The organism is Pseudomonas sp. CMR5c (genome assembly GCF_003850545.1).
Taxonomy (GTDB): domain Bacteria; phylum Pseudomonadota; class Gammaproteobacteria; order Pseudomonadales; family Pseudomonadaceae; genus Aquipseudomonas; species Aquipseudomonas piscis.
In genome coordinates this window covers 5,151,726-5,172,517 of sequence record NZ_CP027705.1, presented here as the reverse complement: position 1 = coordinate 5,172,517, position 20,792 = coordinate 5,151,726, and the positions used below count along the sequence as shown (strand labels likewise).

At 65.8% G+C, this 20,792-nt stretch carries 22 protein-coding genes; 18 read left to right on the top strand and 4 right to left on the bottom strand.

Features of this window, described 5'->3' with window-relative positions; translation table 11 throughout:
* Positions 1-109 precede the first annotated feature (109 nt).
* The gene (locus C4K40_RS23705) at positions 110-1,027 is read left to right on the top strand and encodes a LysR family transcriptional regulator (protein WP_053137185.1); all 918 of its coding nucleotides are present in this window, start codon (positions 110-112) and stop codon (positions 1,025-1,027) included.
* Positions 1,028-1,030: 3 nt separating this feature from the next.
* Here the strand turns inward: C4K40_RS23705 and C4K40_RS23700 are convergent, their stop codons facing one another.
* Entirely contained in the window at positions 1,031-1,960 is a 930-nt protein-coding gene (locus tag C4K40_RS23700; RefSeq protein WP_022640407.1) for a LysR family transcriptional regulator, read from the bottom strand.
* 66 nt (positions 1,961-2,026) lie between these two features.
* Here C4K40_RS23700 and C4K40_RS23695 point away from each other — a divergent pair, with 66 nt between their 5' ends.
* Positions 2,027-2,647 carry a LysE family transporter gene (locus C4K40_RS23695; RefSeq protein WP_022640406.1) on the top strand — a complete coding sequence of 207 codons (621 nt, stop codon included), beginning with the start codon at positions 2,027-2,029 and terminating at the stop codon, positions 2,645-2,647.
* Between the two features lie 6 nt (positions 2,648-2,653).
* On the opposite strand, the gene C4K40_RS23690 is transcribed toward C4K40_RS23695, so the two are convergent.
* Entirely contained in the window at positions 2,654-3,685 is a 1,032-nt protein-coding gene (locus C4K40_RS23690) for a LacI family DNA-binding transcriptional regulator (RefSeq protein WP_053137182.1), read from the bottom strand.
* 217 nt (positions 3,686-3,902) lie between these two features.
* On the opposite strand from C4K40_RS23690, the gene C4K40_RS23685 reads away from it, so the two are divergent.
* Entirely contained in the window at positions 3,903-4,436 is a 534-nt protein-coding gene (locus C4K40_RS23685; RefSeq protein WP_022640405.1) for a gluconokinase, read from the top strand.
* 83 nt (positions 4,437-4,519) lie between these two features.
* Positions 4,520-5,872 carry a GntP family permease gene (locus C4K40_RS23680; protein WP_053137179.1) on the top strand — a complete coding sequence of 451 codons (1,353 nt, stop codon included), beginning with the start codon at positions 4,520-4,522 and terminating at the stop codon, positions 5,870-5,872.
* 158 nt (positions 5,873-6,030) lie between these two features.
* On the opposite strand, the gene alaC is transcribed toward C4K40_RS23680, so the two are convergent.
* Positions 6,031-7,245: an alanine transaminase gene (gene alaC / locus C4K40_RS23675; RefSeq protein ID WP_053137176.1), complete on the bottom strand. Its 1,215-nt coding sequence runs from the start codon at positions 7,243-7,245 to the stop codon at positions 6,031-6,033.
* Between the two features lie 280 nt (positions 7,246-7,525).
* Here alaC and C4K40_RS23670 point away from each other — a divergent pair, with 280 nt between their 5' ends.
* The 9 genes from C4K40_RS23670 to C4K40_RS23635 all read left to right on the top strand — a co-directional run bounded on the left by C4K40_RS23670 (position 7,526) and on the right by C4K40_RS23635 (position 17,185).
* Positions 7,526-8,188, top strand: a complete 663-nt coding sequence (locus C4K40_RS23670) for a LysE family translocator (protein WP_053137252.1) — start codon at positions 7,526-7,528, stop codon at positions 8,186-8,188.
* 68 nt (positions 8,189-8,256) lie between these two features.
* Entirely contained in the window at positions 8,257-8,745 is a 489-nt protein-coding gene (locus tag C4K40_RS23665; RefSeq protein WP_022640402.1) for a GyrI-like domain-containing protein, read from the top strand.
* A 253-nt stretch (positions 8,746-8,998) separates the two neighbouring features.
* The gene (kdpF, locus tag C4K40_RS23660; RefSeq protein WP_022640401.1) at positions 8,999-9,097 is read left to right on the top strand and encodes a K(+)-transporting ATPase subunit F; all 99 of its coding nucleotides are present in this window, start codon (positions 8,999-9,001) and stop codon (positions 9,095-9,097) included.
* A 31-nt stretch (positions 9,098-9,128) separates the two neighbouring features.
* Positions 9,129-9,251 carry a hypothetical protein gene (locus C4K40_RS32015; protein WP_256224242.1) on the top strand — a complete coding sequence of 41 codons (123 nt, stop codon included), beginning with the start codon at positions 9,129-9,131 and terminating at the stop codon, positions 9,249-9,251.
* Between the two features lie 13 nt (positions 9,252-9,264).
* Positions 9,265-10,971, top strand: a complete 1,707-nt coding sequence (gene kdpA / locus C4K40_RS23655) for a potassium-transporting ATPase subunit KdpA (protein WP_053137173.1) — start codon at positions 9,265-9,267, stop codon at positions 10,969-10,971.
* A gap of 9 nt (positions 10,972-10,980) precedes the next feature.
* Positions 10,981-11,664 carry a potassium-transporting ATPase subunit KdpC gene (kdpC, locus tag C4K40_RS23650; RefSeq protein WP_053137169.1) on the top strand — a complete coding sequence of 228 codons (684 nt, stop codon included), beginning with the start codon at positions 10,981-10,983 and terminating at the stop codon, positions 11,662-11,664.
* A 6-nt stretch (positions 11,665-11,670) separates the two neighbouring features.
* Positions 11,671-13,743, top strand: a complete 2,073-nt coding sequence (kdpB, locus tag C4K40_RS23645; RefSeq protein ID WP_053137166.1) for a potassium-transporting ATPase subunit KdpB — start codon at positions 11,671-11,673, stop codon at positions 13,741-13,743.
* Positions 13,744-13,799: 56 nt separating this feature from the next.
* Positions 13,800-16,493 carry a sensor histidine kinase KdpD gene (locus C4K40_RS23640; RefSeq protein ID WP_053137163.1) on the top strand — a complete coding sequence of 898 codons (2,694 nt, stop codon included), beginning with the start codon at positions 13,800-13,802 and terminating at the stop codon, positions 16,491-16,493.
* Positions 16,490-17,185: a response regulator gene (locus tag C4K40_RS23635; RefSeq protein WP_053137160.1), complete on the top strand. Its 696-nt coding sequence runs from the start codon at positions 16,490-16,492 to the stop codon at positions 17,183-17,185. The genes C4K40_RS23640 and C4K40_RS23635 overlap by 4 nt, the downstream gene beginning before the upstream one ends.
* Here C4K40_RS23635 and C4K40_RS31660 read toward each other — a convergent pair.
* Complete coding sequence (locus tag C4K40_RS31660) at positions 17,164-17,316, bottom strand: hypothetical protein (protein ID WP_022640393.1); 153 nt, start codon at positions 17,314-17,316, stop codon at positions 17,164-17,166. The genes C4K40_RS23635 and C4K40_RS31660 overlap by 22 nt on opposite strands.
* Before the next feature lie 207 nt (positions 17,317-17,523).
* Here C4K40_RS31660 and C4K40_RS23630 point away from each other — a divergent pair, with 207 nt between their 5' ends.
* The 5 genes from C4K40_RS23630 to C4K40_RS23610 all read left to right on the top strand — a co-directional run bounded on the left by C4K40_RS23630 (position 17,524) and on the right by C4K40_RS23610 (position 20,791).
* On the top strand, positions 17,524-18,021 hold the full coding sequence (locus C4K40_RS23630; RefSeq protein ID WP_053137157.1) for a GNAT family N-acetyltransferase: 498 nt from the start codon (positions 17,524-17,526) through the stop codon (positions 18,019-18,021).
* A 164-nt stretch (positions 18,022-18,185) separates the two neighbouring features.
* Positions 18,186-18,620, top strand: a complete 435-nt coding sequence (locus tag C4K40_RS23625) for a nuclear transport factor 2 family protein (protein ID WP_022640391.1) — start codon at positions 18,186-18,188, stop codon at positions 18,618-18,620.
* A gap of 67 nt (positions 18,621-18,687) precedes the next feature.
* Complete coding sequence (locus tag C4K40_RS23620) at positions 18,688-19,032, top strand: YciI family protein (RefSeq protein ID WP_022640390.1); 345 nt, start codon at positions 18,688-18,690, stop codon at positions 19,030-19,032.
* A gap of 26 nt (positions 19,033-19,058) precedes the next feature.
* Positions 19,059-19,550 carry an SRPBCC family protein gene (locus C4K40_RS23615; RefSeq protein WP_022640389.1) on the top strand — a complete coding sequence of 164 codons (492 nt, stop codon included), beginning with the start codon at positions 19,059-19,061 and terminating at the stop codon, positions 19,548-19,550.
* Entirely contained in the window at positions 19,550-20,791 is a 1,242-nt protein-coding gene (locus C4K40_RS23610) for an RNA polymerase sigma factor (protein ID WP_053137155.1), read from the top strand. The genes C4K40_RS23615 and C4K40_RS23610 overlap by 1 nt, the downstream gene beginning before the upstream one ends.
* The last annotated feature ends 1 nt before the right edge of the window (position 20,792 follow it).

Below are 20,792 nucleotides of genomic sequence, written 5' to 3'. Positions count from 1 at the left end.
TGAAAAAGGGGGGAAGCCAGCCTGGAGCTGGTGAAGTGCGCAGAAGATAGCTTCAATTGAAGTGACAGAAAAAGTCGGAAGCTTTCAGTATTTCTGATAGGTTGGGGCGATGAATTTTTCCAGCGACAGCATCCAGTTGTTTCTTGCCGTGCTCGAGCGCGGCTCCTTTTCCGCCGCCGCCCGGTTCCTGGGCAAGGTGCCCTCGGCAGTCAGCATGGGGATCGCCAACCTCGAGGCCGAACTGGGTTATGCCTTGTTCGATCGCAGCCATCGCGAGCCGGTGCCGACGCCGCTGGCCTTGGCCCTGGCGCCCCATGCGCGCTTGATCGCCGATCAGCTGCGACAGTTGCAGGTACATGCCGTCGAGCTGTCCCTGGGCCTGGAAAGCAAGCTGGCGGTGGCGGTGGTGGACGATATCGACAAGCAGCGAGTGCTGGCGGCGATCAAGCTGATTGCCGAGCGTTACCCGTTGCTGGAGGTGGAAGTGCTCAGTGCGCCGCAGGACGATGTGCTGCAGTTGCTGCACAGCGGGCGGGTCAGTGTCGCGGTGGCATTCGCCGGCTTGAGCGTCAACGCCCTGGAATACTTCCAGTACGTGGGCAGCGAGCGCATGACGGCCTGTATTGCCGCCCGGCATCCGCTGTTCCAGGCCAGCGACGGCAGCCTGTACCTGGAGGACCTGATCCAGGTACGCCAGGTGGTGGTGGCCAGCCGCGACTTGCCGATCAGCGATACCCGGCCCCTGGTGGGCGAATCCCGCTGGCGCACCGACAGCCTGGCCATGGCCTTGCACATGGTGGAAGCGGGGATCGGCTGGGGCAACTTCCCGCTGTCGGTGTTGCGCCCGCTATTCGCGGCCGGGCGTCTGCAGCGCCTGCGTTTCAAGAACATCGACAACGGCCTGACCTTGCCGGTGCATGCTGTGTGGCTCAAGAGCCAACCGTTGCAGAAAGGCGCCCTGGCCCTGGTGCAACTGCTCAGCGGCCAGGACCCGGCGCTCGATAGCCCGCCTGTGCCGGTGGCGTAATGCTCAGTCCCGGGCCTGTTCCTGCAGCCAGTGCAACAGTAACCCTGCCGGCGAGTCGGCATCGATGGGGCCTGGCGACAGCAGGTAGTAGGCGCTGCCGTCGGCGATGAAGTCGAAGGGGGCGCACAAGAGCCCACTGGCCAGGTCGTCGCGTACCAGTTGCCAGGGCGCGATGGCCAGTCCCAGTCCCGCCACGGCCGCTTGCAGGCTGAAGTAGAAATGCTCGAACCCTTGCTCCTGTGGTGCGGGGCTATCAGCTAGCTGCTGCAATTGCAGCCACTGCTGCCAGGCCGTCGGCCGGGTGGCGCTGTGCAGGCGCGGGGCGTGTCCGGCCAGTCGCGGTCGATCTTCTGTCTGTGGCGCCCAGTCTGCCTGGTGCTGCGGGCGGCACACCGGGCCGATGCGTTCATCGAACAACCAGTGGGCCTGGGTTTCGCTGTTCCAGGTGAAGTCGTTGCGGCGGATCGCCAGGTCGATCCCGGCATTGAAGGAGAAGGGGCCGCCACCGGCCTGTAGTTGGATCGACACCTGCGGATGTGCCGCCTGGAATTGCGGCAGCCGGGGGATCAACCAACGCATCAGCAGGGTGGGTTCGCAGGACAACACCAAGGGCCCCAGGGCCTGGGCGCTGCGCAGGCGAACGGCAGTGTGCTCGACCAGGTCCAGGGCCTGGCTCACGCTATGCAGCAGCTCGCTGCCGGCGGCGGTGAGGAATACCCGGTGGCTGCGACGCTCGAACAGCGGCGTGCCCAGGTCTTCTTCCAGGGCTCGTACGGCGCGGCTGATGGCACCGTGGGTCAGGTGCAGGGCGGCACCGGCACGGGTGAAGCTCTCCAGGCGCGCCGCGGCCTCGAAGCAGCGCAGGGCTCCCAGTGGCGGCAGGCGGCGACGTAGTGACTGTGAGTTTTTATCACCGTAAGTGTCAGTTTTCATCGTTGGCTGTTTCCGTGGCGGTCCCCATACAGTAGCGCCTGATTCTATAACCAAGGCGTAGCTGTCGTGACCCAACTGTTAGTCGTACTCACCATTACCATGCTCGCGGTGCTCAGCCCCGGAGCCGATTTCGCCCTGGTCACCCGCAACAGCCTGATGCTTTCGCGGCGCCACGGCGTGCTCACCGCCCTGGGCATCGGGCTGGGGGTCATGCTGCATATCGGCTACAGCTTGCTGGGGGTAGGGGTGCTGCTGCAGCAGTCGCTGCTGTGGTTCACGGTGCTGAAGAGCGCCGGGGCGATGTACCTCATCTACCTGGGCTACAAGCTGCTGCGCAGCCCGGCGTCGGCTGGGCAGGAGACGCTGGCGCAGGGCCAGGCGATGTCCGGCTGGGCGGCCCTGCGCAGTGGCCTGCTGACCAATGCGCTGAATCCGAAGACCATGATCTTCGTCCTCAGCCTGTTCATGCAGGTGATCGAGCCGGGAACCCGCTTGCCGGTGCAACTGGGCTACGGCGCGATCATCGTCCTGGCCCATGTGCTGTGGTTCGTGGCGGTGGCGCTGTTCTTCTCGGCGCCGGCCATCGCTGGCCGGCTGCTGGCCTACAAGCGCCGGATCGATCAGCTGTTCGGCGTGGTGCTGGTGGGCTTCGGCCTGTTGCTCGGTGCCCTGGGCCTGCGGCCCTGAGGCGCCTCAGGTGCTTTCGCGGACCCTTAGCTCGAAGCCCATGTCCACCACCGGTTCGGCCACGCTGTTACCGGCCAAGAGGGTCAGCATCTGCTCGGCGGCGCGCCGGCCTATGGCTTCCCGTGGGGTGCTGATGCTGCTCAGGCGCGGCACCATGTATTCCGAGGACGGCAGGTCGTTGAAGCCCAGCACCGCCACCTGCTCGGGAACCTTGATGCCGCAGCGCATGGCTTCCAGCAGGGCGCCCTGGGCCAGGTCGTCGTTGCCGAAGAAGATCGCGTCCACCTGGGGCTGGTTCTGCATCAGTTGCAGGAACAACTCGCCGCCCAGACCCACGGAGGAGGGGCGTGGGGTCAGCAGTTCCAGGTCCGGGTTGTACAACCCGGCAGCCTGCAGGGCTCGGCGGAAGCCTTCGCCGCGCAGCAGGGTGCGCTGGTCCAGTTGTGCGCCGATGTAGGCCAGGTGCCGGCGCCCGCGGGAGATCAGGTGCTGGGCGGCGGTCTCCCCGGCGCTGAGCTGCGAGAAGCCCACGCAGTTGATCCCGGATGCGCTGTCCAGGTCCATCATGTAGACGCAGGGAATGTTGTTCGCCTCGATCATCCGCCGGGCGCTTTCAGTGCGGTCGAAGCCGGTCAGCAGCAAACCCCGGGGCTGGTAGGTCATGTAGTTGCGCAGCAGGTTCTCTTCTTCGTCCCGGGAGTAGTGGTAGTTGCCGATCAGCACTTCGAAGCCCTTGGGCCGCAGGACCTGGTGGATGGCTTCCAGGGTTTCGATGAACAGCAGGTTCGACAGCGACGGCACCAGTACCACCACCGACTGGCTCTGGGCCGAGGCCAGGGCGCGGGCGGCGGAGTTGACCACGTAGTTCAGCTCCAGCGCCGCCTTCTGCACTTTTTCCACCAGTTCGGTGGCCACGCTGCTGACGCCGCGCAGCGCCCTGGAAGCGGTGATCGGGCTGACGCCAGCCAGGCGTGCGACTTCGTTGAGGGTTGGGCGGCCCGTGGTACGGGAATTTTTATCGTTCTTCTGGGTGGTCATCAGACGGCTTGCCAAACAAAATTCAAGTCACTAAGGTAGCGCTGTCCTAAAACAGCTGCAATGCGTGAGCGAGGTGTGCCTGACTCCTCGCTCTTTGGTTTTGGCGGACTATATACGCGGCAACCCACAAAAATGACAAGAAGGCGTCGGCAGACACTGTTTTTGTACTAGAACTAGAACTAGCGAAGGTAGCGCTGTCTGCGCGCTGAGGTCTTATATGAGTCAACCTATTACCGCCCTGGTCATCATGGGCGTTGCCGGCTGTGGCAAATCCAGCGTCAGCCAGGCCCTGTGCCAGCGCAGCGGTGCCACGGCCATTGAAGGCGATACGTTCCACCCTGCCGCGAACATCGCCAAGATGAGTGCCGGAATTCCCCTCGACGACGACGACCGCGCCGGCTGGCTCGACAGCCTGTGCGAGGAATTGCGCCGTGCCCTGGCCGCCGGCCAGCAGCCGGTACTGACCTGCTCGGCCCTCAAGCGCCAGTATCGCGAGCGCCTGCGCGCCGCGACCCCCGGCCTGGGCTTTGTCTTCCTCGAACTGAGCCCGGAAGTCGCCGCCGACCGCGTAGCGCACCGGCCAGGGCATTTCATGCCATCGACCCTGATCGACAGCCAGTTCGCCACCCTCGAATCCCCGGTGGGGGAACCGCTCACCCTGGCCCTGGATGCCAGCAACCTGAGCGTCCTGCGCCTGGCCGAACTGGCCCACCAATGGTGGCTGGCAAACGGCCTCGAACCTTCACGCTAAGTGTCGCCTCGAAAAAGGTAGCGCTATCCACTCGGCCCTTGTTTTTAACGCTTTAATAAAAACAACAAACCGGAGGCAAACTCATGTTTGGCATGTCCCAAGAGACCTATCTGCTGGTTGATGCAGTGGTCACCATCATCGGGCTGATCGTCTTGATCACCCGTTTCAAGCTGCATCCCTTCATTGCTCTGATCATCGCGGCCGGCTTCCTGGGCCTGACCTCGGGCATGCCGGTGGACAAGATCATCAAGGCCTTCCAGGACGGCTTCGGTGGCGTGCTCGGTTTCGTCGGCATCATCCTGGCGCTGGGCACCATGCTCGGCAAGATGATGGCCGAGTCCGGCGGCGCCGATCAGATCGCCCAGACCCTGATCCGTTCGTTCGGCAAGGAGCGGGTGCAGTGGGCGATGATGTTCGCCGCCTTCCTGGTGGGCATCCCGCTGTTCTTCGAGATCGGCTTCGTGCTGCTGATCCCGCTGGTGTTCATCGTCGCCCGGCGTACCGGGGTCTCGCTGATCAAGATCGGTATCCCGTTGCTGGCCGGCCTGTCCGCGGTCCACGGCCTGGTGCCGCCACACCCGGGGCCGCTGCTGGCTATCGGCGTGTTCGGCGCCGACATCGGCAAGACCATCCTCTACGGCCTGATCGTGGCACTGCCCACGGCGATCATCGCCGGTCCGATCTACGGCACCTTCATTGCCAAGTACATTCCCGGCAATCCATCCCAGGAGCTGGTGGACCAGCTGGCCCGCGAACCCCAGAGCAGCGAGCTGCCGAGCTTCAGCGTGACCCTGGTGACCGTGCTGCTGCCGGTGTTCCTGATGCTGCTCAAGACCTTCGCCGACGTGGCCCTGGCCGACGGGCATTTCTTCCGCATCTGGATGGACATGATCGGCCACCCGATCACCGCCTTGCTCCTGGCGCTGCTGCTGTCGCTGTACACCTTCGGCTACAAGCAGAACATCGACTCCAAGCGCATGCTCAAGCTCCTGGACGCCAGCCTGGCACCGACCGCGGCGATCATCCTGATCATCGGTGCCGGTGGCGGTTTCAAGCAGATGCTGGTGACCAGTGGCGTGGGTGACGTGATCGGCCACATGGCGGTCAACGCGCAGATCTCGCCGATCCTGCTGGCCTGGCTGGTAGCGGCGGTGATCCGCATCGCCACTGGTTCTGCCACCGTGGCCACCATCACGGGCGCCGGAATCGTGGTCCCGGTGGTGGGGATGATCCCCGGGGTCAACCGCGAGCTGCTGGTGCTGGCCACCGGCGCCGGGTCGCTGATCCTGTCCCACGTCAACGATGCCGGCTTCTGGCTGGTCAAGCAGTACTTCAACATGACCGTGGCCGAGACCTTCAAGACCTGGACGGCCATGGAGACCATCCTGTCGGTGGTGGGCCTGATCTTCATCTTGTTGCTGTCGCTGGTGGTCTGACCTCCTGCGCTATGCCGCCCACAAAAAAACCGCAGCGATGCGGTTTTTTTGTGCCTGTTCGATGGTAGGAGCGGCCGGTCGACGCTCGATTGCCCGCGATGGCTGGCTCGCCGCGTTATCGTTCAGCGCCGGCAAGCCTGGCTCCTACAGAAGCCGCATCACGCGCATTTGTGCACCAGGCCGTCGGCGCGGAACATGCCGCGGATGCCTCGTACGGCCTGGCGGATACGGTCCTGGTTCTCGATCAGGGCAAAGCGCACGTGATCGTCACCGTACTCGCCGAACCCTACGCCCGGCGAGACGCAGACCTTGGCCTCGGCCAGCAGCTTCTTGGCGAACTCCAGCGAGCCCAGGTGGGCATAGGCTTCCGGGATCTTGGCCCAGACGTACATCGAGGCCTTGGGGTTCTCCACCATCCAGCCCAGCTCATGCAGGCCCTTGACCAGCACATTGCGCCGCTGCCGGTACTGCTCGGCGATATCGCGCACGCACTGTTGGTCGCCTTCCAGGGCCGCGATGGCAGCCACCTGCAGCGGGGTGAAGGTACCGTAGTCGTGGTAGCTCTTGATCCGCGCCAGGGCGCTGACCAGCTCCGGGTTGCCGACCATGAAGCCGATGCGCCAGCCGGCCATGTTGTAGCTCTTGGACAGGGTGAAGAACTCCACCGCGATGTCCTTGGCCCCGGGTACCTGCATGATCGACGGGGCCTTCCAGCCGTCGTAGACGATGTCGGCGTAGGCCAGGTCGTGGATCACCAGCACGTCGTACTGCTTGGCCAGGGCGATCACCCGTTCGAAGAAGTCCAGCTCCACGCACTGCGAGGTGGGGTTGGACGGGAAGCCGAGGATCATCATCTTCGGCTTGGGGATCGAGCCGCGGATGGCCTGTTCCAGTTCGGCGAAGAAGTCCACGCCGGGCACCAGCGGCACCGAGCGCACCTGGGCGCCGGCGATCACCGCACCGTAGATATGGATCGGATAGCTGGGGTTGGGCACCAGCACCGTGTCGCCGTGGTCCAGGGTGGCGAGCATCAGGTGCGCCAGGCCTTCCTTGGAGCCGATGGTGACGATGGCTTCGCTTTCCGGGTCGATGTCGACCTGGTAGCGCTCCTGGTACCAGCGGGAAATCGCCCGGCGCAGCCGTGGAATGCCCCTGGAGGTGGAATAGCCATGGGTGTCTTCGCGCTGGGCGACCTGCACCAGCTTCTCGACGATATGCGGCGGAGTCGCGCCGTCGGGGTTACCCATGCTCAAGTCGATGATGTCTTCGCCGCGCCGACGCGCAGCCATCTTCAGCTCGGCAGTGATATTGAAAACGTAGGGGGGGAGTCGATCGATACGCGCAAAGCGGCGCGGCGAAACTTGTTCGGCCATGGTTGCCTCGAGAAGACGTAAGCGCCCGGAACCGTCCGAGCGACGTTGGCCACTGCGGTGGCCTGCGGGGCAGACGATAAGGGCGCTGGCGGCGGCTTGTCCAGAGGCGCGAAAAATTATTTTCCCGGGCTGGCGGGCATTTGCGGGGGCGCAGGCTTTGCCGCTATAACGTGCACGCTTCTTGCTGGCCCTGGCCGGCAAAGGGGCGGGCCAGGCAGGTTTTCCCGGGCACGAGCGCCCCCGACGAGCCTTCGAACAACAGCAGTACATGGGATGGATGATGGAATTCACCAGCGGCTTCTTGCTCAGCCTTTCGTTGTGCCTGGATATCGGCGTGGCCAATATCGCGATGATCACCCTGGCCATGCAGCGTGGTTACTTCCAGGGCTTTTGCCTGGGCCTGGGTACCTGTGTCGGAGACCTGGTCTATGCGCTGCTGGCCCTGGCCGGGATGACCGTTTTGCTGCAGTACGAGACGGTGCGCTGGGTGCTGTGGCTTGGCGGTTCGGCGCTGCTGGTGTACTTCGCGGCGAAGATGATCTACGCCGCGATCCATCACGACGCGCTGCTCGACACCCGTGGCGAGGCGGACCGGGGCTCGCCGCGCAAGGAGTTCCTGCGGGGGATCTTCCTGGCCATGTCCTCGCCCAGCGCGATCCTCTGGTTCGCCGCCGTGGGAGGCACCCTGATCGCCCGCTCCGGGGGCGGCAGCACGGCTGATTCCGCGCTGTTCCTGGCCGGTTTTTTCTGCGCCGGGCTGGCCTGGACAATGGGCCTGTGCCTGGCGGCGACCCAGGGCGGCAAGCTACTGGGCGACAAGCTGTTGCGCTATTCCTACCTGGCATCTGCGGCGATCTTCTGCTATTTCGCGGTTTACGTGATCGTATCCGGTTACCAGGAGTTCATCGTCGGTGCCCGGCCGCTCGACCTTCCGGCGCTCTGATCCAGGCCTTGGCCACAGGCTTCTATACTTGCCTGCGAACCCTTTTTTCAGTGGCAGGAGTGGCATTCATGGATGAGCAAAACCAGGGCAGTGGCCCGCAACCACGCTTCGAAAGATGGCATTTCCTGCTGGTCGCCGGTTTCAGCCAGCACTTCACCCCTGCCAACATCCAGGTGATCGGCCAGCTGTGGCAGCGTTTCATTCCCCATATCGGCAAGGTGCCGGGGCAGGTGGATGACGTCACCTACGGCGTGTGCTGCAACCCCGATGGGCAGGGCGGCTTCGAGTACATCGCCGGGGTCGAGATCAGCAAGCTCGACGACTTGCCCGACCACTATCGCTGGGTCGAGCTGCAGCCCCAGCAGTACGCGGTGTTCGAGCACCACGGTTCATTGCAGCAGTTGCCCTGCACCTTCGACTACATCTGGCAGACCTGGCTCCCGCAATCGGGCCAGCAGGCCGCCGATGCCCCCTGCTTCGAGCGCTACAGCGCCGATTTCAATCCCAATACCGGGCATGGCAGCCTGGAAATCTGGCTGCCCCTGAAGACGGCCTGAACCTCTCGGGGCGCGTCGGCGCCCCTGCTTCGCCTGCACAGGGCGGCAATCTTTATGCGGTCTTGATACCGCCCCCCGCAATCAGTGCCCGACCTTGATACGCCCTCGCCTAACCTGCGTGGCGCAGAGAAGGGCGGTCGACCACCTGTTCCCGCCTCCCTGCCGGCGCCCATTGCCGGGCACCGCCAACGGTAGCGCCGCGAGCCGCTGATGAGGCCTGGCGCTGCCCCAAACGCCATCGAGGGGAACCGTCTTGCTGACACTGCCATTGATCTACGGCGCCAGCGGCTTTTGCGCTGTGCTGCTGTTCGCCTACCTGGGGTACGCGCTGATCCGCGCCGAGAAGTTCTGATGCACGTTCCCAGCATTCGCCATGCATTGGCATGCGCCCGGCCGGGCGCTTTCGAGAAAGGAAACCAGCCATGTACGACCTGATCTTCGTGGGCCTGTCCCTGGGGTTCTTTGTACTGACGGCCCTGGGCATCGTCGCCATGGGCAAGATTTGAGCGGAGCATCGACATGTTGAGTACTGTGCTGGAATACGCGGTGATCCTCGGTCTGATGACCGGGCTCGCCGTGCTCATGGGCAAGTGGTTGGCCCGGGTCTTCAGTGGCCGTGGCCATGCCTTGCCGGAGCGCGCCACTTACCGCCTGCTGGGGATCGATCCTGGCGAGGCCATGGGCTGGGCCCGCTACGGTTCGGCCTTGCTGCTGTCCAACGCGGCGATGATGCTGCTGGGCTACCTGGTGCTGCGCCTGCAAGGGCTGACGCCCCTGAACCCGCTGGGGCTGGCGGCGCAGAGCCCGGACCTGGCGTTCAACACCGCCGCCTCTTTCATCACCAATACCAACTGGCAGGCGTACTCCGGCGAGAGCAGCCTGTCGAACTTCAGCCAGATGGCGGCCATCACCTTCCTGATGTTCGTCGGCGCCACCGCCGGAGTGGTGGCCGCCGCCGGCTTCATCCGCGGCCTGAGCCGTTCCAGCTCGGCGGACATCGGCAACTACTGGGTGGATTTCATCCGCGTGCTGTACCGGGTGATGCTGCCCTTGTGCCTGCTGATGGCCCTGGTCTACGTCTGGCAGGGCATGCCCCAGACCCTGGATTCCGAGGCCCTGGCCAGTACCCTGGAAGGCGGCCGCCAGCAGTTGATCGTCGGCGCCGTGGCCAGCTTCGAATCGATCAAGCACATCGGCACCAACGGCGGCGGTTTCTTCAGCATGAACGCCGCGCATCCGTTCGAGAACCCGACGCCGCTGACCAACGTCCTGCACATCCTCAGCATGCTGCTGATTCCTTCGGCGCTGACCTACACCTTCGGCAGCATGCTGTTGCGTCGGCGTCAGGGCTGGGTGTTCTTCGGCACTTTCCTGGTGATGTTCGCAGGCTTCCTGGCCATCGTGTTCACAGCCGAACAGAGCGGCAACCCGCTGCTGACCCTGGCCGGAGCCGACCAGCAACTGTCGGCGACCCAGAGCGGCGGCAACATGGAAGGCAAGGAGCTGCGCTTCGGCATCGCCGACACTGCGCTGTTCGTCACCACTACCACCGGTGCCACCACCGGCTCGGTGAACGCCATGCATGACTCGCTGACCCCCATGGGCGGTTTCGTGCCCCTGGCGCAGATGATGCTCAACTGCGTGTTCGGCGGCGACGGCGTGGGCTTCATCAACCTGATCCAGTACGCCCTGCTGACGGTGTTCCTGGTGGGCATGATGATCGGCCGCAGTCCGGAGTTCCTCGGCAAGAAGATCGAGGCCCGGGAGATCAAGCTGGTGATGCTCTCGGTGCTGGCGCACCCCGTCTGCATTCTCGGGTTCACTGCCCTGGCGGCGCTCTGGCCGGACACCCTCAACAGCCTTAACAACCTGGGTCCCCATGGTTTCAGCGAGGTGCTCTACGCCTACGCCTCGGGCACCGCGAACAACGGTTCGGCGTTCGCCGGGCTGAATGCCAACACGCCGTTCTTCAACACCACCATCGGCCTGGCGATGCTCATGGGGCGCTTCTTCACCATGCTGCCGATGCTGGCCGTGGCCGGCTCCCTGGCGGCGAAAAAGAACATCCCGGCCGGCGCCGGCACCATTCCCACCGCGACCCCGCTGTTCATGTTCCTGGTGGTGTTCGTGGTGCTGGTGGTCGGTGGCCTGACCTTCCTGCCGGCGCTCGCGCTCGGCCCGCTGGTGGAGCAACTGCAGTTGCTGGCCGGCCAGACCTACAAGTAAGGGGTTGTGATGACTACGCAAATGCAAACCCAGGGCACCACCGCGGTGCTGTTCAAGGGCCTGCTGCGCCCGGTGCTGGCGGCGGCGTTGCTGTGCCTGGCACTGACCGGCCTGGCCTATCCGCTGGCGACCACGCTGCTGGCCAACCTGTTGTTTCCGTTCCAGGCCCAGGGCAGCCTGCTGCAGCGCAACGGCATGGTGGTGGGCTCCAGCCTGATCGGCCAGGCCTTCCAGCGGCCGGAGTATTTCCAGGGCCGGCCGAGCATGACCCTGGGCAGCGATCCGCTGGACCCGGGCAAGAGCGTGCCGCAGCCCTACAACGCCGGGGCCAGTGGTGCCAGCAACCTGGGCCCCACCAGCCAGAAGCTGCTGGACAGCGTCGCCGAGCGGGCCCGTACCTACCGCCAACTCAATGGCCTGGCCGCCGACAGCCTGGTGCCGGTGGACGCGGTGACGGCGTCGGCGTCCGGCCTGGACCCGCACATTTCCCTGGCCAACGCCCGGCTGCAGCTGGAGCGAGTGGCCCGCGCGCGGCACCTGCCGCCGGGCGAGCTGCAAGCCCTGCTGCAAGCACACAGCGAAGGCCGCACCTTCGGCCTGCTGGGCGAACCCCGGGTCAATGTGCTGCAACTGAACCTCGCGCTGGACGCCCTGGCGCCCATGCCTGCCTCGCCCCTCGCGGCCAGTGAGTAAGAGACCATGAGTAAGAACGCTCGTATTGCTTTGTTCGACCGTGGGTTGCTGCTCACGGCGTGCCAGGATGCCGTGAAGAAGCTGCTGCCCCAGGCCCAATGGAAGAACCCCGTGATGTTCGTGGTCTACTTGGGCAGCCTGCTCACCACCTTGCTGTGGCTGCAGTCCCTGGGTGGGCAGGGCGAGGCCCCCAGCGGCTTCATCCTGAGCATCGCCCTGTGGTTGTGGTTCACCGTGTTGTTCGCCAACTTCGCCGAGGCCCTGGCCGAGGGCCGCAGCCGGGCCCAGGCGGCGAGCCTCAAGGGCATGAAGCGCCAGACCCTGGCCAAGTTGCTGCAACAGCCACGGCACGGCGCCGCCTGGCTGCCCATGGCCGCCAGCGAGTTGCGCAAGGACATGGTGGTGCTGATCGAGGCCGGCGACCTGGTGCCCCTGGACGGCGAGGTCATCGAAGGCGTGGCCACGGTGGACGAGAGCGCCATCACCGGTGAGTCGGCGCCGGTGATCCGCGAGGCCGGCGGCGACTTCTCCTCGGTCACCGGCGGCACCAAGGTGCTGTCCGACTGGCTGGTGGTGCGCATCAGCGTCAACCCCGGCGAATCCTTCCTGGACCGCATGATCTCCATGGTGGAATCGGCGCGGCGGCAGAAGACCCCCAACGAGGTGGCCCTGACCATCCTCCTGGTGGGCCTGACCCTGTTGTTCCTGTTGGTGATCGTCACCCTGAGCCCGTACTCGCTGTTCGCCGTGGCCATGAGCGGCACCGGCAGCGTGGTCAGTGCCACGGTGCTGGTGGCGCTGCTGGTGTGCCTGATCCCCACCACCATCGGCGGCCTGCTGTCGGCCATCGGCGTGGCGGGCATGAGCCGGATGATGTCGGCCAACGTCATCGCCACCTCCGGCCGTGCGGTGGAGGCGGCGGGTGACGTGGACGTGCTGCTGTTGGACAAGACCGGCACCATTACCCTGGGCAATCGCCAGGCCAGTGCCTTCCTGCCGGCCCCGGGGATCCGCGACAGCGAACTGGCGGATGCCGCGCAACTGGCGTCCCTGGCCGATGAAACCCCTGAAGGGCGGAGCATCGTGGTCCTGGCCCGGCAACAGTTCGACATCGCTGGGCGCGACCTTGCGACCCTAGGTGCGAGTGCCGTGCCGTTCACCGCCCAGACCCGCATGAGCGGCGTCGACCTGCCCCAGGGCCGCTGCATCCGCAAGGGCGCCGCCGATGCCATTCGCCGCCACATCGAGGCCCTGGGCGGCAGCTTTGCGCCAGCCCTGCAGGCCAGGGTCGATGAAGTCTCGCGCCGTGGCAGCACGCCGCTGGTGGTCAGCGACGGGGCCCAGGCCCTGGGCGTGGTGGAGCTCAAGGACGTGGTCAAGGGCGGGATCAAGGAACGCTTCGCCGAGCTGCGCCGCATGGGCATCAAGACCGTGATGATCACCGGCGACAACCGCCTGACCGCCGCCGCCATTGCCGTGGAGGCCGGGGTCGACGATTTTCTCGCCGAAGCCCGGCCCGAGGACAAGCTGCAGCTGATCCGCGACTACCAGGCCAAGGGCAAGCTGGTGGCCATGACCGGCGACGGCACCAACGACGCCCCGGCCCTGGCCCAGGCCGATGTGGCCGTGGCCATGAACAGCGGCACCCAGGCGGCGAAGGAAGCCGGCAACATGGTCGACCTGGACAGCAACCCGACCAAGCTGATCGAGGTGGTGGAGGTGGGCAAGCAGATGCTCATGACCCGTGGCGCGCTGACCACCTTCAGCGTGGCCAACGATGTGGCCAAGTATTTTGCTATCGTACCGGCCGCGTTCGTCGCTACTTACCCGCAGTTGGCGGCGTTGAACGTGATGCACTTGAACAGTCCGAACTCGGCGATCTTGAGCGCGGTGATCTTCAATGCCCTGATCATCGTGTTCCTCATCCCCCTGGCGCTCAAGGGCGTGAAGTACCGCTCCATCGGGGCGGCGGCGTTGCTCAACCGCAACCTGCTGATCTACGGCCTGGGCGGGGTGCTGGTACCCTTTGCCGGGATCAAGCTGATCGACATGCTGCTGGCCGGGCTCGGCCTGGTCTGACAGGACTCGCAAGGCGGCGCTCCCCGGAGCGCCGCCTTGTTCATTCAAGGATGCACATGGCTGTTCTCGACACTGGTATCCCCCCTCGCGATGGGCGCCCCGATCCCGATGCGTTGCTGGAAAAACTGCAGCAGGACGAACAGGCCGCCCGGCGCGGCAAGTTGCGCATCTACTTCGGCTCCAACGCCGGGGTCGGCAAGACCTGCGCCATGCTCACCGCCGCCCGCCAGGAACTGGCCCAGGGTCGCGATGTGGTGGCCGGGATCGTCGAGACCCACGGCCGGCGCGACACCGCCGAGCTGCTGCAAGGCATCGAGGTGCTGCCTCGGCACCAGCTGATGCACCGTGAGCATGCCTTGCCCGAATTCGACCTGGATGCCGCCCTGGCCCGCCAGCCGGCGGTACTGCTGGTGGACGAACTGGCCCACAGCAATGTCCAGGGTTCCCGGCATCCCAAGCGCTGGCAGGACGTCGAGGAACTGTTGCGGGCCGGCATCGACGTCTGGACCACCCTCAATGTCCAGCACCTGGAAAGCCTCAACGACATCGTCAGCGGGATCATCGGCATCCGCGTGCGCGAGACGGTGCCCGATCATCTGTTCGACGACGCCCACGAAGTGCTGGTGATCGACCTGCCGCCGGACGACCTGCTGCGCCGGCTCAAGGACGGCAAGGTGTACCTGGCGCCCCAGGCCGAGCGGGCCTCGCGCAATTTCTTTCGCAAGGGCAACCTGCTGGCCCTGCGCGAGCTGACCCTGCGCCGCACCGCCGACCGGGTCGACGCGCAGATGCGCGACTACCGCCGCGAACGCTCGATCAACGCCCTGTGGCCAGCCCGGGAGCGGTTGCTGGTGGGGATCGCCGGGGATCCGGCGGACGAGCGCCTGGTGCGCGAGGCGGCGCGCCTGGCGCAAAAGCTCGAGGCCGACTGGATGGTGGTGCACGTGGCGCCGGCCCAGCGTCGGGGCATCGGCGCGAGTCGCTATGCGGCTGCCATGAAGACCCTGGCCCTGGCCGCCGAGTTCGGTGCCGAGACCGCGACCCTGCCCGGCATGGACGTGGCCGAGGCCCTGGCCGCCTGTGCCCGCGAGCACAACGCCAATCGCCTGGTGCTGGGCCATTACCCGCGCCGGGTGTGGCAGGTCTGGCACCAGTCGGTGAGCGATCGCCTCAGTCGCCAGCACCCGGAAATCGACCAGATCGTGATCGCCAATGGGCCAGCGGACCGCCAGCGCAGCGTGGCACCCAAGCCCGAGGCCGGCCTGGCGCCCAGTCGTGCGCCGGCCTACCTGTGGGCCAGCCTGGCGTGCTTCGCCGCCACGGCAGTGGCGGCACTGTTGTTGAAGGTCTTCGACCCGGCCAACGTGGTGATGCTGTTCCTGCTCACCGTGGTCCTGGTGGCCCTGCGCCTGGGGCGCGGCCCCGGGGTCTGGGCGGCGATGCTGGCGGTGTTGTGCTTCGACTTCTTCTTCGTCCAGCCGGTGTGGTCGTTCACGGTCAACGACACCCAGTACTTCTTCACCTTCGCCCTGATGCTCGGCATCGCCCTGATCACCGGCCAGCTCACCGCGCGCCTGCGCCACCAGGCGCGTACCGCCGCCGAGGGCGAGCGCCGGGCCACGTCCCTGGCCGGGCTGGCCCGGGAGCTGTCGGCGGCGCTCACCGAGGAGCAGATCTGCGCCGTGGCCCTGCGCACCTTCAGCGGGGTGTTCGCGGCGCGGGTCGGGCTGGCGCTGCCGGATGCCGGCGATCGCGTGCGGGCCTTGAGCGCCAATGGCCTGGAACTGGACGAGAGCATCGCCCAGTGGGCCTACGATCATGGCCAGCCGGCCGGTAGCGGCACCGATACCCTGGCGGCGGCCCGGGGGCGCTACTTGCCGCTCAAGGCGCCGATGCGCGTGCGTGGCGTGCTGGTACTGGAACTGGAGGACCCCGAGCGGCTGCGCGAGCCGGAAGAACAACGCTTGTTGCAAGCCTGCATGAGCCAGCTGGCGATCGCCCTGGAACGGGTGCACTACGTCGAGGTGGCCCAGAGCACCGTGGTGCAGATGGAAGGCGAGCGCATGCGCAACACCCTGCTGGCGGCGATCTCCCATGACTTGCGCACCCCCCTGACCACCATCATCGGCGCTGCCGACGCCGCCTTGCCCCATGCCCCCGACGGCGTCCTGGCGCAGTTGCTGCGGGGTATCCATGACCAGGCCGGCTCCATGCAGCGGCTGATCGAGAACCTGCTGGACATGGCCCGCATGCAGGAGCGTGGGGTGCGCCTGAATCGCCAGTGGAACTCCCTGGAGGAGATCGTCGGCAGTGCCCTGCGCCACTTGCGCGAGCCCCTGGCCGGGCATCAGGTGCGGGTCGCCATGGCGCCGCAGTTGCCGCTGGTGGAGGTGGACGCGCTGTTGCTGGAGCGGGTACTGGTCAACCTGCTGGACAACGCCGCCAAGTACACGCCGGCCGGGACCCTGGTGCAGGTCAGCGCGCGCCAGGTCGACCAGCAGATCATCCTGCAGGTCAGCGACAGCGGCCCCGGTTGCCCCAAGGGCAGTTCCCCGGCCAGCCTGTTCGAAGCCTTCAGCCGTGGCCAGCAGGAATCGGCCGTGGCCGGGATCGGCCTGGGCCTGGCCCTGGCCAAGCGTATCGTCGAGGCCCATGGCGGACGGATCGAGGCCCAGCCTCACGCCGACGCCGGGCTGAGTTTTGTCATCACCTTGCCGGCGGGACACCCGCCTTCGATGGAAACCCTATGAGCAGCAGCCCACGCATCCTGATCGTCGAGGACGAAGCCAATATCCGCCGCTTCGTCGGTATTGCCCTGGAGGACGAAGGTTTCCAGGTATTCGAGGCCGACAGTGTCAAGCGTGCGTTGATCCATGCAGCCAGCCGCCAGCCGGACTTGGTGATCGTCGACCTGGGCCTGCCCGATGGCGATGGCAAGCAACTGATCAGCGAACTACGGGGCTGGCTGGCGGTGCCGATCCTGGTGCTTTCGGCGCGGGATCGGGAAGCGGAGAAGGTCGCCGCCCTGGACGCCGGGGCCGACGACTACCTGGTCAAGCCGTTCGGCGTACCGGAGTTGTTGGCGCGGATTCGCGCGCAACTGCGCCGCCATGGCCAGAGTGGGGCGGCCGCGGCCACCAGCAAGGTCAACTTCGGCGCCATCGAGGTGGACCTGGCGACCCATGAGGTGCGCCGCGAAGGGCAGCCGGTGCACCTGACGCCGATCGAGTACCGTCTGCTTTGCGCGCTGATCCGCGGTCAGAGCCGGGTCCTGACCCATCGCCAGCTGCTGCTGGAAGTCTGGGGCCTGGACTATGTGGACCGGGCCCACTACCTGCGGGTGCACATGGCCCATCTGCGGCAGAAGCTGGAGGCCGATCCGGCCCAGCCCCAGCATCTGGTCACCGAATTGCAGGTGGGTTATCGCCTGGTGGGGCTCTGAGCCCGGGCATGGCTAGCGTCTGATACACGCTTGTCGCGACGGCGTTCGTGCAAGAAATCGAGGTAGAAGGTGATACCGCCGAAGATGGCGATGGCGAGCAAGATGAAAAAACCGATCTGGGCAGAGCTCATGGTCTAGGTCCTTGGCAAGGCGCGGCGAAGCGGCCCGGGAGCCGTTCGCGAAGCGTCGGGGAGCTGATAGATAGTCCCTCGGCGCGAGCCTGGCCAGGGCTTATATGAAAGCTTTACGGGGTAGCCAGCGAACGCTACGCCGGTCATACACAACGCCGGGTCCTTGCTAGAATCGACGCCCCTCAACTGACTTCAGGCTGCTGTTCCATGACTGCTCCGACCCCGTTGATCCGCACCGTCCTGCCTGCCGACCTGGACCGCTGCTTCGCCATCGAGACCCAGGCCTACGAAGGCGACGAAGCCGCGACCCGGGACAAGATCGCCACGCGTATCGCCACCTGGCCCGAGGGTTTCATCGTCGCCGAGGTCGCGGGCGTGGTGGCCGGTTTCATCAACTCCGGCGCCACCTTCGAGGTGCAGATGGCCGACGAGGCCTTCAAGGAACTGGTCGGCCACGACCCGGCGGGCCCCGAGGTGGTGATCATGTCGGTGGTGGTGCATCCGGACTTCCAGGGCCTGGGTCTGTCCCGGCAGTTGCTGGAAGCGTTCATCGCGCGCATGGCAGGCGCTGGCAAGGCGCGTATCCACCTGATGTGCAAGGAGCGCCATGTACCGCTCTACGAGCGCTTCGGTTTCGTCTATCTCAAGGCATCGGCTTCGGACCACGGCGGCATGGCCTGGCATGAGATGGTGCGGGCTCTGTAGTTCCGCCACCGCCAAAGGCCGCTATGTCGCGGCCTTTTTTTGTGCCTGCATGGTTGGCGTGATTTTTTTCATCGGCATTGTCGATTGTGCGAAATCCCAGGCGACTAGGGATGAATCGAGCAGTTTGCTCGGTGATACCCATTCACCTTCCGAGGAATTTCTCCATGTCCAATCCATCCAGTGAAGCCCGCGTACGTAGCTTGATCGACCATTGGCGGCAGGCGGTAATGGCCAGGGATATCGAGCAGATCGTCAGCTTCTACGCCGATGACATCGTCTCCTTCGACGCGGTCGGCGCCCTGCAATTCAAAGGCAAGGAGGCCTACCGTGCGCATTGGCAGGCTTGCATGCAGGTGTGCCCCGGTCCCGGGATCTTCGAGTTCCATCAATTGCAGGTGCGGGCTGGCGACGAGCTGGCGTTCGCCCATTGGCTGGCCCATTGCGGTGGCACCGATGCCGACGGTGTGAGCAAGGCCTGCTGGATGCGGGTCAGCGCGGCGTACCAGTGCCTGGGCGGCCAGTGGCAGGTGGTGCACGAGCATTGGTCGGCGCCCTTCGACATGCAGACCGGCACCACCTTGTTCGACCTCGAGCCCTGACCGTCGGCGGGTTCGCCAAAGCCACGAACAGCGACCATAGTTGATCAGCCCGATCATGGAGGTGCCCATGAAATACCTATGCCTGGTGTATAGCGACGAACAACTGCTGCACAGCCTGCCCGATAGCCCGAAGGATGCCGAGTGCCTGGCTTATGCCGAGGCGGTGCGCGACAGCGGGCGGATGCTCGCCGCCGAGGCCCTGCAATCGGTGCAGACCGCTACCACGGTGCGCATGCGCGGCGGCAAGCTGTCGATCACTGATGGCCCGTTCGCCGAAACCAAGGAGCAGTTGGCCGGGTTCTACCTGGTGGAGGCTCGGGATCTCAACGAAGCGATCCAGGTCGCCGGGCAGATTCCGGCAGCCCGGGTCGGCAGCGTGGAAGTGCGCCCGGTACGTGAACTCAATCCCTGATGGCAACTAGCCAGAGGAGCGTCGCGATGACTTTGCAGACTGCGGGCCGCGTGCCCGCCGAACATGAACTGTCGATCAGCCGCTTGATCGATGCCCCGCGCAGCAAGCTGTTCCGTGCCTGGACCGAACCGGCGTTGCTGGCGCAATGGTGGGGGCCCCACGGCATGACCACTCCCGAGTGCGAGATGGACCTGTGGGTCGGCGGTCAGTTTCGGACCCTGATGCGCGCCCCCGATGGCAGCGAGTATCCGACCATGGGGGTGTTCCTGGAGATCGACGCACCGTCGCGGCTGGTGTTCACCGACGCCTTCCTGCCGGGCTGGATCCCCTCGGGCAAGCCGTTCATGACCGCCGAGGTGACCTTCGAGGAGCGGGGCGACCAGACCCTCTACACCGCTCGCGCCATGCACTGGAGCGAGGCCGATCGCCAGGCCCATGAAGCCATGGGCTTCCATGAGGGCTGGGGGCAGAGCCTGGAGCGCCTGGTGACCCTGGTCACCCAGGGCATGCCCGACTGATGCCGGGCCAGGCCGGAGCGGCGGTGACGGCGCTGGTGGAGCAGATCTATCGCGAGCAGTCGCGGCGCATCCTCGCTACCCTGATCCGCCTGCTGGGGGATTTCGACCTGGCCGAGGAAGCCTTGCATGAGGCTTTCTTCGTGGCGGTGGAGCGCTGGCAGGACGACGGCATTCCGGCCAACCCCCGGGCGTGGCTGGTGTCCGTCGGGCGCTTCAAGGCCATCGATGGCCTGCGCCGGCGGGCACGTTTCGCCGCTTCCCAGGCCGCACTGGCCAGCCAGCTGGAGCAACTGGAGCAGGAGGACTGGAGCGGTGAAGACGTGCAAGACGACCGCCTGCGGCTGATCTTCACCTGCTGCCATCCGGCCCTGGCGGCGGATGCCCAGGTGCCGTTGACCCTGCGGGAAATCTGCGACCTGAGCACCGAGCAGATCGCCCGCGCCTTCCTGGCGACCCCGGCCACCATCGCCCAGCGCATCGTGCGCGCCAAGGCGAAGATCCGCGATGCGGCGATTCCCTACCAGGTACCGGCACTGAACGAGTTGCCCGAGCGCCTGGACAGTGTCCTGCGGGTGATCTACCTGGTGTTCAACGAAGGCTACTCGGCGTCCCTGGGGGCCGAGCTGACCTGCGGCGACCTGACTCGCGAGGCGATCCGCCTGGGGCGCCTGTTGCTGGAGCTGCTGCCGGAGGCCGAGGTGATGGGCCTGCTGGCCCTGATGTTGTTGCACGAATCGCGGCGGGCGGCGCGCCTTGGCGCCGATGGCGAGTTGATCCTGTTGGAAGAACAGGACCGCCGCTTGTGGTCGCGTGAGCTGATGGACGAAGGCTGCGCGTTGGTGGAGCAAGGCTTGCGCAGCGGCGGGGGCGGGCCTTACTGCCTGCAGGCGGCGATTGCCGCGGTGCATGCCGAGGCGCCCATGGCCAGCCAGACCGACTGGCCGCAGATCGTCGGTTTGTACGATGTGCTGCTGCGGTTGCAGCCCTCGCCGGTGATCGAACTCAACCGCGCGGTGGCCTTGGCCAAGCGCGATGGACCGGCGGCCGGCCTGGTCCAGGTCGAACGGATCCTGCGTCGCGGCGAGCTGGCCGACTATCACCTGGCCCATGCCGCCCGCGCCGATTTCTGTCGCCAGCTGGGGCAGGTCGAGGCGGCGCGCGAGTCCTACCGGCGGGCCTTGGAGCTGGTCCGCCAGGCGCCGGAGCGACGTTTTCTCGAGCGTCGCCTGGGCCAGCTGTAGT

Bases quoted from the DNA above. Each gene is read 5' to 3' on its own strand.
- alaC (WP_053137176.1), bottom strand. From the start codon at position 7,245: ATGGCCGAACAAGTTTCGCCGCGCCGCTTTGCGCGTATCGATCGACTC.
- kdpC (WP_053137169.1), top strand. From the start codon at position 10,981: ATGACTACGCAAATGCAAACCCAGGGCACCACCGCGGTGCTGTTCAAG.
- C4K40_RS23625 (WP_022640391.1), top strand. From the start codon at position 18,186: ATGTCCAATCCATCCAGTGAAGCCCGCGTACGTAGCTTGATCGACCAT.
- C4K40_RS23640 (WP_053137163.1), top strand. From the start codon at position 13,800: ATGGCTGTTCTCGACACTGGTATCCCCCCTCGCGATGGGCGCCCCGAT.
- C4K40_RS23630 (WP_053137157.1), top strand. From the start codon at position 17,524: ATGACTGCTCCGACCCCGTTGATCCGCACCGTCCTGCCTGCCGACCTG.
- C4K40_RS23685 (WP_022640405.1), top strand. From the start codon at position 3,903: ATGAGTCAACCTATTACCGCCCTGGTCATCATGGGCGTTGCCGGCTGT.
- C4K40_RS23700 (WP_022640407.1), bottom strand. From the start codon at position 1,960: ATGAAAACTGACACTTACGGTGATAAAAACTCACAGTCACTACGTCGC.
- C4K40_RS23615 (WP_022640389.1), top strand. From the start codon at position 19,059: ATGACTTTGCAGACTGCGGGCCGCGTGCCCGCCGAACATGAACTGTCG.
- C4K40_RS23665 (WP_022640402.1), top strand. From the start codon at position 8,257: ATGGATGAGCAAAACCAGGGCAGTGGCCCGCAACCACGCTTCGAAAGA.
- C4K40_RS23680 (WP_053137179.1), top strand. From the start codon at position 4,520: ATGTTTGGCATGTCCCAAGAGACCTATCTGCTGGTTGATGCAGTGGTC.
- C4K40_RS23620 (WP_022640390.1), top strand. From the start codon at position 18,688: ATGAAATACCTATGCCTGGTGTATAGCGACGAACAACTGCTGCACAGC.
- kdpB (WP_053137166.1), top strand. From the start codon at position 11,671: ATGAGTAAGAACGCTCGTATTGCTTTGTTCGACCGTGGGTTGCTGCTC.
- C4K40_RS23690 (WP_053137182.1), bottom strand. From the start codon at position 3,685: ATGACCACCCAGAAGAACGATAAAAATTCCCGTACCACGGGCCGCCCA.
- kdpA (WP_053137173.1), top strand. From the start codon at position 9,265: ATGTTGAGTACTGTGCTGGAATACGCGGTGATCCTCGGTCTGATGACC.
- C4K40_RS23670 (WP_053137252.1), top strand. From the start codon at position 7,526: ATGGAATTCACCAGCGGCTTCTTGCTCAGCCTTTCGTTGTGCCTGGAT.
- C4K40_RS31660 (WP_022640393.1), bottom strand. From the start codon at position 17,316: ATGAGCTCTGCCCAGATCGGTTTTTTCATCTTGCTCGCCATCGCCATC.
- C4K40_RS23635 (WP_053137160.1), top strand. From the start codon at position 16,490: ATGAGCAGCAGCCCACGCATCCTGATCGTCGAGGACGAAGCCAATATC.
- C4K40_RS23705 (WP_053137185.1), top strand. From the start codon at position 110: ATGAATTTTTCCAGCGACAGCATCCAGTTGTTTCTTGCCGTGCTCGAG.
- C4K40_RS32015 (WP_256224242.1), top strand. From the start codon at position 9,129: ATGCGCCCGGCCGGGCGCTTTCGAGAAAGGAAACCAGCCATGTACGAC.
- C4K40_RS23610 (WP_053137155.1), top strand. From the start codon at position 19,550: ATGCCGGGCCAGGCCGGAGCGGCGGTGACGGCGCTGGTGGAGCAGATC.